This is a genomic window from Oribacterium sp. P6A1 (genome assembly GCF_000702885.1).
Taxonomy (GTDB): Bacteria; Bacillota; Clostridia; order Lachnospirales; family Lachnospiraceae; genus Oribacterium.
On sequence record NZ_JNKO01000047.1, the window covers coordinates 1 to 12267 of the forward strand.

The following is a 12267-nucleotide window of genomic DNA, read 5'->3' on the forward strand; positions in this document are numbered from 1 at the left end:
TTAGACAATATGTAATGACCCCCGATTTGTAGCAACGTGGATTTACCTGTATAATTTTTAATCGGAAAAGAAAAAATTGGTAACAGGGATTACCGCATACAAATGGAGGTCATAGCATGTATAATACCACAGTTTACGTAGGAATGGATGTTCATAAGGAAAGTTTTACAGTATGCGCTTATACAGTCGAAGCTGATAAGGCATCTTATTTTCAAAAGATGGAGGCAGACTATAAAAAAGTTCTATCATATCTCGATTATCTCAGAAGAATCTACGGAGAAGCCGTTGAGTTTGTGTGTGGATATGAAGCCGGTTGTCTTGGATATACTTTGTATCATCAGTTGACTGATCATAATGTCAACTGCAAGATTCTGGCTCCGTCAACCATGCTGGAGCAGCGTAGCAAAAAACGTATCAAAACAGATAAACGTGATGCTGAGCTCATAGCTAAATGCCTTGCATCTCGCAGCTACAGTCCTGTTCATATCCCAACTCAACAGGATGAGGAAACCAAGGAATTCTTACGTATGCGTGATGATCATAAACTTGCCCTGAAGAAGATCAAGCAACAGATTCTTGGATTTTGCCTCCGTCATAACTATCGCTATGGAAGCAGACATTATTGGACTCAGGTTCATATCAAATGGCTGAGGTCATTGAAGTCAGAAGGACTTTATTCAGAGATTCTGACAGAGTATTTGCTGACATATGATGCACTGACTGATAAAATCGAACGCCTCGACAGACGTATCGAGGAGCTCGCCTCACAGGAAGTTTATGCAGAAAAAGTAAAAATGCTTACCTGCTACATCGGAGTAAAAACCAATACAGCCTTATCAACCATCGTAGAAGTAGGAGATTTCCACAGATTTGCAACTGCTGAACGCTTTGCCAGCTATATCGGATTGGTTCCCGGAGAAGACTCCAGCGGACCGGATTGCACGCGCTTAAGCATTACAAAGGCAGGTAATCGTCATGTCAGACTTCTGCTGGTAGAATCAGCAAAATGCTTTGGACGTGGTGAAATTGGATTCAAATCAAGAGAATTAAAAGCCCGCCAGGCAGGTAACCGTTCTGAAGTGATTGCGTATGCCGATAGAGCTAACGAACGTCTCAGAAGGCGGTATTACAAGATGGTTCTGGGTCAGAATAAGAAACATAACGTAGCAACTGTCGCAATTGCACGAGAATTAGCTTGTTTTATGTGGGGAATGATGACTGATCACATCGCTTAAAACAAAAATATCACAGCGTGATGATGACCTCAAGACCAGGCCGCCATAGGCGGTGCTACGCAGTCTTGACATCAACATCCCACTGTGATCATAGGCAATTAAGCGGATGTGATCCAGATAATACAGTTTACATCTGCTAATAAACCAAGTAACAACTGAAGGCATCTTGAAAGGGCTTCGGCCTTTTCAAGGTTCGAGCTATCTACGAAAAAGCTATGTTGGCACGGAGTCATCCGTGATCCACGTTTTTAGACGGTAGAGCTCACGGCGGACCATTGACCTGTCGGTAACCAATCCACGTATATCAGAGTGGCCAATGCCGGGAACTGATACCCGAAGCTCTATCAAGATGCCTTCAGAAACAATCAAATAAGTTTGTAGGGATCTTTGGCTCAATTTACTTCTTGACAAAGGTCATTACATATCAGCTTCTCTTTGGATAATTCCCTTAATTCCAGAAAAAGAATAGTAGCCAGAATCAGTGCTGCAAAAAACGTGAAAGTAATCTGTTTCCAGTTGGTTAAAAGATTGTTCTCGCTAATGTCACGAATCTGATCCAAAATAACGCTTTCATGGATCAAAACAGTAAACTCCCATCCTGTATTCAGAAGAGGAACGTAACACAACGTTTCAGTGACACCGCCATATATAAACGTCATGCTTCCCCCTACATCGTTAGCAAAATGATCCATATTTTCTTTCCATACATCCTCAGAAACAAGACCCTTTGTTGCGTCAAATATATTATGATATGAAATAGCCGGACCAAGTTCCGTGCCGGACAGATTACTTCCGTTTTTTGAATATAAAGCGAAATATGTACTGCTCTTATCATCAACCTGAAGCAGGTCAATGATATCCTTAATGTCTATCTGAATGAAGCAGGCTTTGAAGGGTTTACCCATGATAGTAAGATCCGGTGTCGGAATAGCGAGGCACAACTGTTTGTAAGAACCATAAATGGAAACTGTACTGATAGTACGATCAGTCATTGTTTCTTCCGATAAGAATTCATGTCTGCTTTTTCCGGTATATGTCGTATATTGCGTATACACAACATCATCCTGATCTACCAGCGCAAATCGGTTAAGGGACAACAGATTTCTGATTTTTCCAAGTGTAGTCCGTAATTCTTCCTGTGATTCGATGTCTTCATGCTGAATATAGTCCAAAGCCGTTTCCATCTGAATGAATTCGCTTTCAATTTGATTGGCAACAGTATGAGAACGACGATCTGCTATTGATTCAAGATAAAATCGGCTTACTGTAAAAATAGCTTCTTCTGTCTTAAGAATAGTATTATGCGACGAGTGAATTGAATTGGCAGTCACCATTGCAATTATCAGCAAACTGCCTATGATTGCTGTAAGCAAAAATGTTCTATTCGTTATCTGTTTCATTTTCATCTTCAAATATCACCATAAAGCAGTTCAAGCATCAATGCAGCGTCTCTCTGATAGATAATGGTAGTTATCTCATCGGTTTTATCCGGAAATAACTCTCCTGGCATATTTCCATCAGCAATTTTCACTGCTACCTGAATCGTATCAAATCCGATTGAATAGCAATCCTGCACTCCGAGACAATAAATCACACCTTCATCCAGATAGCTTAATGCTTCCTGATCATGATCCATGCCGACAATAACTGCTTTGCTGCCTGTTTCTTTAACAGCTCTGGCTGCACCTACGGGGTTACTCATATTACAACAGATAATTCCGTCAAGATCCGGGTTCTTTTTTAGTATATTCAGGGTAAGCCCGTATGCCAGATCAACAGAGTCCATATCATATTCCGTGGCTACTATCTCCATGTCACCATACTTTGCAATAGTGTCTCTGGCCCCTCTTGCCCTGTCTTCATGACATGGGGCACCTCTGCTCCCCACAAGTATAGCTACCTTTCCTTTGTACTCAAGCTTTTCACAAAGGGCTTCCGTTAAGTCTGCACCGTCCTCGTAATTATGTGTATTTCCAACATATGCTATTCTTTTACAACCCGCGGCTGCGTCTGAACTTGAGAAGGTCATTACTTTTGACCCTGAGTCAACCATTCTGTCAATTATCGGAGATATAACAGACTCGTCTGCAACATCGACGCCGATCACATCATAGTTTTTTTGTTCTGCCTGAAGAAGCCGTTTTGTCTGATCTTCAGCAGAAGCGCCTTCAGGTGCCATATACTCATAAGTAACAGTAATTCCTTTATCCAGAAACTGTCTCTGGGCTTCTTCCATTCCCAGAGCTACGGCATCCCACCAGGGATGGACAGTTTTATATGTGAAATAGAAATTATAATGATCCTTCTCTGGAATATACGAATCAAGCTCATGATCAAAATCAACCGCGCTGCTTACATGCTTTGCCTTGTCTTCACCGAAAGATATATCGGCTGTTTCAGATGAATCAGCAGGAAGTGAAGTCTCTTTCAAACCCTTCTCAGGATTTGGCGAAGAGCAAGCCCCAAAGGCAATCACAATCGTCAATACCGGAATCACTAAATATAACTTCCGAAATTTATTTCTTTGCATTTAAGTTGCCTCTTTTTCGATACTTTTCAGCAGAAAGCTTCAGTTCATAAGAATGACTTAAACTTATATTCGCCTTCTGCCTCTTGTTATTTGTTTTATCGACTCAAATTCGACTTAAATCAGTAATTTTTTAATCCGAATAAATATGAAATACTGTTTGTTGCATAATTGAAGTACTCTTTTCTAAAGGGAACTTGCAAAAAACAATGAAAGACGGTGATAGAATTTTATGATCTGGAGCCGGAAATAAAATAAGCGTTCAAGCTCGTTGAAGACTTGAACGCTTATTTTTTACATGGATTTATTCGTAATGTCCCCGACATGACATGATTCGTATATGACCATCGATATAATCAGGAAATTATTTAACCCCCGCGGCTCCAACCGGAACCGCGGGGGTCATCAAAACAGATATATCTTTTTACGCCTTCGTAAGGGTAATCACTATCTTTCCTGTATATGTGCCTGCCTTGATATCAGTTTTCTTGCCATCCACTGTCATCGTAAGCTTATATCCTGAAGGTGCTGTGATGGAAGCCGAATCCTCGATGGTGAGGCTTCCCAGGTAGGAGTCGTGAGTCACGGTCCATACAGAGTCACCGGAGAAGGTTGCGCTGATGCCGAAGTTGCTTTCAGCACCATAGTAGTTTCCGTTAAGGCTTGTGGTCTCGCCCTTTGAATTTGTGTAGCTGAGACCGTCCACATCCCAGAGACCGTTTGAACCGTCTGCGAAGGAACCTGTGAAGTCAGAGTTTTTGAAGGTTACTGTAACGGACGATGAACGGCTGCCGCTCATACCTTCCACTACTCTTTCGATGTCACCTTCGTTCCAGATGATGCCTGATGCGTCAGAATCCTCGAAGGTGATTACAGGTGCCGAACCTGCTTCTGATGCGATGAGGTAGTTGTAATCATCGCCGTTTGTATTTTCAAACTTGGAGTTTGTGAAGAGAAGGTTTTCACCTGCTGCCTCAAATTCCATTACTGAGCTTACAGTTCCGCCGTAGGCGCTGCCCACAACAAGGTAAGGAATATCTGAATAGTCTGTGGTTCCTGTATAGGCTCCTGCCGAGTAGTTATAGTAGGTGTTATCAAGTACAGAGCTTCTTAACTTTGTATCCTCTGTGTATGTCTCACCTGCTATCTCGCTCAATGTCTCAAGAAGCTCTTTCTTTGCTGAATCCGAAACATCGTAATTATCGCAAAGCTGTCCGATGGTCATGTCTGCATCGCTCATCATATAGTGCATGAGTTCGGTGCTTCCGCTTGCTTTCTCCCAGGCGTCCGCAGCGGCCTTTGCCTTTGCGCCTGTGATGTAGTTTGACATGTTCTTTGCTGCCCGGACAGTGACATTATCAAAAATGGAAGTAGAATCGGTGTTGATGCCTCCGCGGTTCTTGATACCCATGACACCCTCAAGAAGAGTGTTCTTCATCTTGTAGGTTCCGCCTGATGCGATAACTGCTGCGGCGTCGGCCTTTGAAATAAAGCTTGAGTCCTCTGCAGTTATGACACCGCCTCCGATAACGTAGGCGCCGGCTGAACGGTTACCGAAAACAGTTGCTGAGAAGTTCTTTACATCAACAACGCCGTTACCGAAGTCATTGGCAAGGGCTGAAGCCTGACCCACTGAATAGCTTCCGTCGATACCTGTTGTACCTGTTACATCTTCAAGGTAAGCGTAGCCTCCGTAAACTACGTCTGCCACATGGTTGTTCCAGCCTTCGAGAGTGAAGTCGGCATTGTAAACATAAACAGAAGCTGTATCGGACTTGGCATCGCTTTCACCGGTCTTTTTGCCGGAACCTCCTGCGATAACGCCGTTGGCACCGTCTCCGTTTGCATAGAAGGTACTCTTCTCCCCGTCAGTGCTGCCAACTGTTACGATACCGCCGTTTGTTGCGTAAAGAAGTGCATTCATGCCCCACTCCATGGCGATCTCTACGTTATAGCTTGAAAGACCTGTGAGGTAAGACATCTTCGCCCAGTTTGCACTTGCTGTTGATGTTCCGTTCAGATGATCTACAGTTATGCTTGCGTAGTCGTCAGCCCATACAAGTGAACGCTCTTCGTTTGCTTCCGCACCCATGGCGTCACCGTCCTTTGATGTGTCTATGGTGAGGTCATCCTCCTTCACATCCTCGGACTCGCCGCTTGCCTTCACAACACTTTCTGCAAAGCTTAAGTATATAGGATTCAGAGTATCTCTTGCAGTGAGACCGTTTAGGTTCTCGTTGTCGCTCTTTATAACTGTGGAATCATAGGAGTAGTTCACACTGTAAGGTGAGTAGTAGATAATGTCTACGTCCCCGTCGTTGTCAGTGTCCTCATAGCTCATGTAGCGGTAGTTTCCTGAGCCTGTTGCCGGGAATGCACCTGTTATGGAATCCTTTTCGATTTCTTCTCCGGTCTTTACATCGTAGGCTTTGACATTCTCATCAAGAGTTACCTTGTCACCGTTTATATAGTAGCCCTCCTCAAACTTAAGAACAGACTTAAGCTTGCTGTAGGACTCGTCGGACTCGATCTTTTCCTTAAGCTCCTTTGCATCATCCTCGGACAGGTACCAGAGAGTCTTTGTAAGGTCAGCTTCCTTAACTGAATCCTTGAACTTTTCGAAGATCTCAACCTTTTCCTCTTCCGCAACATAAGCATCACCTGAGAAGGTTACAGTGGAGCCGGAAACCGAGACATCGGATCCTTCACCGCTGGCGCTTACTGCGATTGCTGTGATATCGTCTGTTGAAATTGAATAGGTCTTGTCGGAAGAAACATTAAGATAAGTTCCGCCGGCTATGGCTGCCGCCTCGGGATTCTCAAGGGAAACTGTGATAAGCTCTGTACCGGCGCTTACAACCTCCTTGCCGCCTGCCTTTGTCTGTGAAGTGCCTTCAGGCAGATAGAGAACCGCATTGCCGCTGGACTGGAAGGCCGCGTCGTCAATGTTTACATCAGGGTTCCCAAAGGAAATGATGGTGGCAGTGTTAAGGTCATAGAATGCCCACTCTGAAACTGTTGTAACAGTATCCGGAACGTAAACCGCCATGATCTCACTGTGGTGACCGAAGGCCTGTGCAGAGATTTCAGTTACAGGAGCACCGCCGAGAACTGAAGGGATGATAACGACCGCATCCTCTTTACCGGCATAGTAGGTTATGGTACTTGTGACCTTTTTGTTTTCGCCCTCGCCTGTTGTTATGACATCAAAGGACCAGTCGCCCTCGGTTACGGAAACCTTTGTGCTTGTTTCCTGTGGTCCGGGCATTCCTCCGGGACCGCCCGGACCACCCTGTCCGCCGGGGCCTCCCGGCATTCCCTCAGGGGCTTCCTCCATTGGAGCGCCATCGGGGCCGTTTGGAGCCTCAGGGTTTTCAGTATCAGTATTCTGTTCAGCGGCATCCTGAGAATTCTCTGTTTCGGAAGCAGTTGTTGCTTCAGGTACTGATGAGGTACTGCAGGCACTAAGGCCTGAGGCGCTTAGTGCCACTGCTAAAACACATGAAAGTGCCTGGATGTTTTTTCTCTTCATAGTCTTAAATCCTTTCAGATCAAAAGATATTCGGTACACCAATGTTTATATCGGCGTGTATTTAAATTTGATTTTCGCATAATCTATCATCCCAATCTGAAAGGAAACTGAAAAATCACAACATTGAAAAGATGTTATTAAAGGTTTCACAGAATAGACATATATGGGCTTAAAAGTATGTACCGGAGGTTAATAAAAAACCCGCGGCTCCGAAAGGAACCGCGGGTTGAAATTATAAAATCCCGGATTAAAGCAGTGTGATATTGTGCTTTGCGCACTCGTCGATCATATCCTGAGGCCAGATACTTGCCTGAACCTCACCGATGTGTGCTCTGTCAAGAAGAAGCATGCAGAGACGTGACTGTCCGATACCGCCGCCGATGGTGTATGGAAGTTCCTTGTTGAGAAGCATCTTGTGGTATGGAAGCTCTGCTCTTTCCTCGCAGCCTGCCTTCTTGAGCTGCTCAGCAAGTGAATCCTCGTCAACACGGATACCCATGGAACTTACTTCAAGAGCGCAGTTAAGTGTAGGATACCAGAAAAGGATGTCACCGTTAAGCTGCCAGTCATCATAGTCCGGAGCTCTTCCATCATGAGGCTCGCCGTTTGAAAGCTTCTCACCGATTCTTGAGATGAATACACAGCCGTGCTCCTTTGTGATGGCGTTCTCACGCTCCTTTGGAGTCTTGTCCGGATACATCTTGAGAAGAGTCTCTGAATCAATGAAATATATATCGTCAGGGAGCTTGTTTACAGCGTTTGGATACTTGTACCATACCTCATGCTCCATATGCTTGATGATACGGAAGATCATGCGTACAGTGCCTTCCAGAGTGTTCATGTTACGGTCGCTCTTATCGATAACCATCTCCCAGTCCCACTGATCAACATAGCAGCTGTGAAGGTTATCAAGCTCCTCGTCGCGGCGGATAGCGTTCATATTGGTGTACAGACCCTCGCCTGGCTTGAAACCGTAACGCTTAAGAGCCATACGCTTCCACTTTGCAAGTGAATGAACAACTTCTACTGTCTCACCCGGCCACCATGGTACATCAAAGCTTACCGGACGCTCATATCCATTGAGATTATCATTGAGACCGCTGCTCTTCGGTACGAAAAGTGGTGCTGAAATACGGCTCAAATTCATCTCACGGCCGAATTCTTTCTGGAATGTATCGCGAATGTACTTGATGGCTTCCTGTGTTTCGCGAACAGAAAGTCGTGGATCATAGTCCTTAGGAAAAATAAGTCCCATAGTTGCCTCCCTATAATTTTATACTTTAAAGCACTATCTTAGCAGTATAGAAAAAACATGGCAAGAAAAATATGACATAAGTGCCAAGAAGTCTATATGCCACTTGTGCTTGCACAAAAGTGGCATATAGACTTCTTGGCACGCCCCACATGACTGGTGGCAGATTCCGTAGGAATCTGGCATATAGCACCAGCCCTTCGCGAAGCGAACTAAATGGGCTGGTGTTCCCAGAGAGCACGTAAGGACGCTTTATGCGGCCTGGGAGTGCGGAATGTGGGAGGAACGCGTGAGCGCTCTTCGCGAAGCGTTCCTATGTCATTCTATGTAATTCTAAGTCACCCTATATCTCTCTTTATCCACGCCATGATGACATCAACGATGTAATTCTGTTCCTTATCGCTTAAGGCTCTGTGTTCTGGGATATGGTGCCATTTTTTCAGGCATCCTCTGCAGCAGCAGGCTGTGGCGTGCTGGGCGATGAAAACCGGATGCCCCTTCATGGGAGTCTGTTTACCATCGTTTGCGGGCTCTGCCGGACTAAGACGCTGTGCTATAAAATCAGATGCATGCTTTCGTATGACATCCTCACCATGAGATGTGAAGTAGTCCCTTTCGAGCTTGTGAAGATGGAAGCCTGAACGGAACTTGCTTCTTTGAAGATGTGAAAACAGCTCATCCATACCCTGCCCTTTGAAGTTTTGGGACAATGTTTCTGCATCGGAGCCGGTCTCTGCCTGTTCAGTTACTTCTATGCTGCAATCAAAGCCGTTCTGTTCAGTATTCTCCGGAGGTGCCTGTTCTACAGTGACTTCATAGTTTATGCCCGGTATGGTCAGGGTCTCTTCATCTGAGTCATGAGGCAGAAACTCATTTTCGACATCCTCTTCTATCTCTATATCATAGTTAATATGAGGAATCTTCAGTCCGGTTTCTGAATCATTTGAGGAAGCTGTCTCTTCAAGGAATGGATTAAAAGAATCAGAAGAGTTTATGGATTGAAATCCCATCTTACTGAGATCATCAGATTCTGATTCCTGGACCGGAGGATTCATGGCTCTGGACAGTGGGAAATAATTCATTTCCGCTTTTTCAGCCTGGGACTCCTGAAACTTTTTATCTATATGGAAGTCACGGCCCTTCATCCTGAAGTTAGAGCCGGTACCGGTGAAGTAAAATGGAATGTCCAGAGCAATACACTGGCGGCGAAGGTTCTGTACCCAGGAGAAATCAAGAACATGGCCTGATTCTTCACTGTCACCGCGGCAGCTTAAATATGAGATCTTATCACTGTTAAGATCAGTGCCGAGAGAGATCTCTTCACAAAGAGGATCAGCAAGAAGAGCAACCGAACCGGTGTCTTCTTTATCAGAGATCATTTGAAGTTGATGGTCGGCTTCTGCCTGAGTGCTGAATTTTAATGTTTTTGAAGCCTTTAATCGGATTTCCATCGGAAAGCCTCCGTTTATATTTTTTGTAACTATAAAATGAGTCAAATAGACGAGTTTCTCGCTTCGCGCTCTCTGACTAATTTCATGGTTTAGTGAATAGTTGAGAACAGATTCCAGGGTGCTTCGTCTTCCGGTGAAGCTTTGAAAGAAACTTCGGACTTTGATACGGAATCATAAAAGCTTATACTGTTGCAGAAAAGGCAAAGGCTTTTTGTCTTTATCCGTGAGCCGTATTTTCCGTCACCTAAAAGCGGCATCTTTCTTGATGCGAACTGGCAGCGTATCTGGTGGAAACGTCCTGTATGGAGTCTGACTTCGAGAAGAGAGATCAGAGAAGCCTCATACTCCATGGTTTCAAGAACTCTGTAGGAAAGCTCCGCCTCCTTTACGCCCTTTCGCATACGCTTTACCGGAAAGGCTTTCTGCTTCATTTTGTCCTTGTAAAGAAGGTCTTTAAAGCTTCCTTCCGATGTCTCCGGTTTTCCGGCTACAATTGCAAGATAGGTTTTTCTTACAGCCTCATCCTGTATCTGTTTAGTGAGATCAGCGGCTGCAGCCTTGTTCTTTCCGTACACAAGAAGTCCGGAAGCTGTTTTATCCAGTCTGTGAACACAGAAATAGTCAGAGGCATCTTTACCGGTCTCATGAGCAAGAAGTCCTGGTACATCCTTTTCGGAATCCTCCCCGGGAGATTTCAGGATCACTATATAGTTTTCGGTTTCGTTGATTATTTTCATGGTATTTAGAATTTGACACTTATGTCATATTAAAGATATCTTCACTGTACTTCCGGAATTGTTTTTAGAAATAAGCGTCCGGAGTATTAGTTTAAGGTACAGGAGTCTTCCTTTTTTGTCTCATCCTTCTGAACGGCTTCTTCCTTAGAACACCCGCCGGCTCCCTTTAACTTTGAATCATTGCAGTAATGTGACATACGGCAGGATGAGCATCTTGAACGGATGATGGTTTCCTGTTCTTCGGGAGTCAGTTTGTCCATGCGGACACCCTTCTTGAAGATGAAAACAGTACCTGCGGCTAAAAATATGATAATGCAAATTGCGATTGGTAAATTCATGGGATTAAAACTCCTTTATTAGCATCTTAAACCTTGGAAGTATTTGTCCTGTGACATAGGCTGTAAAATCCGCTGTCAAATCAGATTGTAACACATTTAATTGAATACTACATGTGTGTACTTCATTTGAGCATGATAAAGGCTCCGTTATTGCCTCTTTGTCCCTTAGTGAAACGGTGGCTGAAAAGAAGCTCGGGATTACAGTTTGTACAGATATCTGTCATGCTAATGTTTCCGGCCCTGACTCCTGCTTCTTCCATAACTATTCTGTTGGCATTCCAGAGATCAAGGTGAAACTTGTGCTCTCCTGCTTCATTTAAACCATCATCATTAAGGATTTCGGTTTCGCGTCCGGGGAAAGCTTTTTTAAATTCTGAGGCCACATCATCTGAAACCTCATAGCAGTTTCTGCAGATGCTTGGTCCTATGGCGCAAAGGAGGTCCTTCGGATCGGTGCCATAGATTTCCCTCATCTTTTCTATGGTGGCCTTTCCCATACGGTTCACAGTTCCTCTCCAGCCTGAGTGACTGGCTCCGATGGCTTTGTGAACCGGGTCAAGGAAAAGCAGGGGCACGCAGTCTGCAACGAAGATGGCAAGGACCAGTCCCGGAACATTGGTTATGAGGCCGTCAACATCGGTATAGTCTCTTTCTCTTGTGAATCCCTTTCCCCCATCCTCTTCTGTGACCACTCTGACATTGACAGTGTGAGTCTGATAGGGAAGGACAAGTCTGTCATCCGGAACACCGAAAAGAACAGCATATCTATGGAAGTTTTCGTATGCATCTTTAGGATCATCTCCTCTTGTGAAGCTAAGGTTCATGCTTGACCATATTCCCTTGCTGGCGCCGCCTATCCTGGTGGAGAATGCATGAGTTGCGATACCTGTCTTTTCCATAGCCGGAAATTGAAGATACTGAAGCAGACTTCCGTCTTCGTTTAAGTGGTTTTTGAGTTCCAATGTCCCGGCATTACCGTAGTGCTTTATTTTCATAAAACTTCCTTTCCTTCGAAAACACTGATATATACGCGGCATCAGTATTTCAGTTGGAAATACTGATATATACAAAAAAGCTTCAGGTCAAACGACCTGAAGCTTAGTGACGGATCCGGGAATCGAACCCGGGATTCAGCCGTGAGAGGGCTGCGTCTTAACCGCTTGACCAATCCGCCATAAATAAATTAAGTTTTCAA

At 44.5% G+C, this 12267-nt stretch carries 9 protein-coding genes and 1 tRNA gene; 1 reads left to right on the forward strand and 9 read right to left on the reverse strand.

The window, feature by feature from the left end:
• Window positions 1–116: 116 nt before the first annotated feature.
• Window positions 117–1235: an IS110 family transposase gene (locus tag T515_RS15075; RefSeq protein WP_036613010.1), complete on the forward strand. Its 1119-nt coding sequence runs from the start codon at window positions 117–119 to the stop codon at window positions 1233–1235.
• Between the two features lie 392 nt (window positions 1236–1627).
• On the opposite strand, the gene T515_RS15080 is transcribed toward T515_RS15075, so the two are convergent.
• The 9 genes from T515_RS15080 to T515_RS15115 all read right to left on the reverse strand — a co-directional run bounded on the left by T515_RS15080 (window position 1628) and on the right by T515_RS15115 (window position 12246).
• Window positions 1628–2635, reverse strand: coding sequence for a hypothetical protein (locus T515_RS15080; RefSeq protein WP_036613015.1), 1008 nt, complete (start codon window positions 2633–2635; stop codon window positions 1628–1630).
• A gap of 8 nt (window positions 2636–2643) precedes the next feature.
• Window positions 2644–3666: a substrate-binding domain-containing protein gene (locus T515_RS15085; protein ID WP_242839399.1), complete on the reverse strand. Its 1023-nt coding sequence runs from the start codon at window positions 3664–3666 to the stop codon at window positions 2644–2646.
• Window positions 3667–4186: 520 nt separating this feature from the next.
• The gene (locus T515_RS15090; RefSeq protein WP_036613018.1) at window positions 4187–7294 is read right to left on the reverse strand and encodes a hypothetical protein; all 3108 of its coding nucleotides are present in this window, start codon (window positions 7292–7294) and stop codon (window positions 4187–4189) included.
• Between the two features lie 247 nt (window positions 7295–7541).
• A complete protein-coding gene (gene asnA / locus T515_RS15095) occupies window positions 7542–8549 on the reverse strand; it encodes an aspartate--ammonia ligase (protein WP_036613019.1) in 1008 nt (335 codons plus the stop codon).
• 335 nt (window positions 8550–8884) lie between these two features.
• Window positions 8885–9997 carry a DUF4186 domain-containing protein gene (locus T515_RS18355; RefSeq protein ID WP_330372693.1) on the reverse strand — a complete coding sequence of 371 codons (1113 nt, stop codon included), beginning with the start codon at window positions 9995–9997 and terminating at the stop codon, window positions 8885–8887.
• An 89-nt stretch (window positions 9998–10086) separates the two neighbouring features.
• On the reverse strand, window positions 10087–10734 hold the full coding sequence (locus T515_RS15105) for an RluA family pseudouridine synthase (protein ID WP_036613020.1): 648 nt from the start codon (window positions 10732–10734) through the stop codon (window positions 10087–10089).
• Window positions 10735–10820: 86 nt separating this feature from the next.
• Window positions 10821–11072: a hypothetical protein gene (locus tag T515_RS17495; protein WP_155988408.1), complete on the reverse strand. Its 252-nt coding sequence runs from the start codon at window positions 11070–11072 to the stop codon at window positions 10821–10823.
• 122 nt (window positions 11073–11194) lie between these two features.
• The gene (gene pgeF / locus T515_RS15110; protein WP_051671801.1) at window positions 11195–12067 is read right to left on the reverse strand and encodes a peptidoglycan editing factor PgeF; all 873 of its coding nucleotides are present in this window, start codon (window positions 12065–12067) and stop codon (window positions 11195–11197) included.
• A 107-nt stretch (window positions 12068–12174) separates the two neighbouring features.
• A tRNA-Glu gene (locus T515_RS15115) sits at window positions 12175–12246 on the reverse strand.
• Window positions 12247–12267: the final 21 nt, after the last annotated feature.

What these genes read in the sequence shown, in the direction of transcription:
- pgeF (WP_051671801.1), bottom strand. Translation starts at nt 12,067, where the DNA reads ATGAAAATAAAGCACTACGGTAATGCCGGGACATTGGAACTCAAAAAC.
- T515_RS17495 (WP_155988408.1), bottom strand. Translation starts at nt 11,072, where the DNA reads ATGAATTTACCAATCGCAATTTGCATTATCATATTTTTAGCCGCAGGT.
- asnA (WP_036613019.1), bottom strand. Translation starts at nt 8,549, where the DNA reads ATGGGACTTATTTTTCCTAAGGACTATGATCCACGACTTTCTGTTCGC.
- T515_RS15080 (WP_036613015.1), bottom strand. Translation starts at nt 2,635, where the DNA reads ATGAAACAGATAACGAATAGAACATTTTTGCTTACAGCAATCATAGGC.
- T515_RS15090 (WP_036613018.1), bottom strand. Translation starts at nt 7,294, where the DNA reads ATGAAGAGAAAAAACATCCAGGCACTTTCATGTGTTTTAGCAGTGGCA.
- T515_RS18355 (WP_330372693.1), bottom strand. Translation starts at nt 9,997, where the DNA reads ATGGAAATCCGATTAAAGGCTTCAAAAACATTAAAATTCAGCACTCAG.
- T515_RS15075 (WP_036613010.1), top strand. Translation starts at nt 117, where the DNA reads ATGTATAATACCACAGTTTACGTAGGAATGGATGTTCATAAGGAAAGT.
- T515_RS15105 (WP_036613020.1), bottom strand. Translation starts at nt 10,734, where the DNA reads ATGAAAATAATCAACGAAACCGAAAACTATATAGTGATCCTGAAATCT.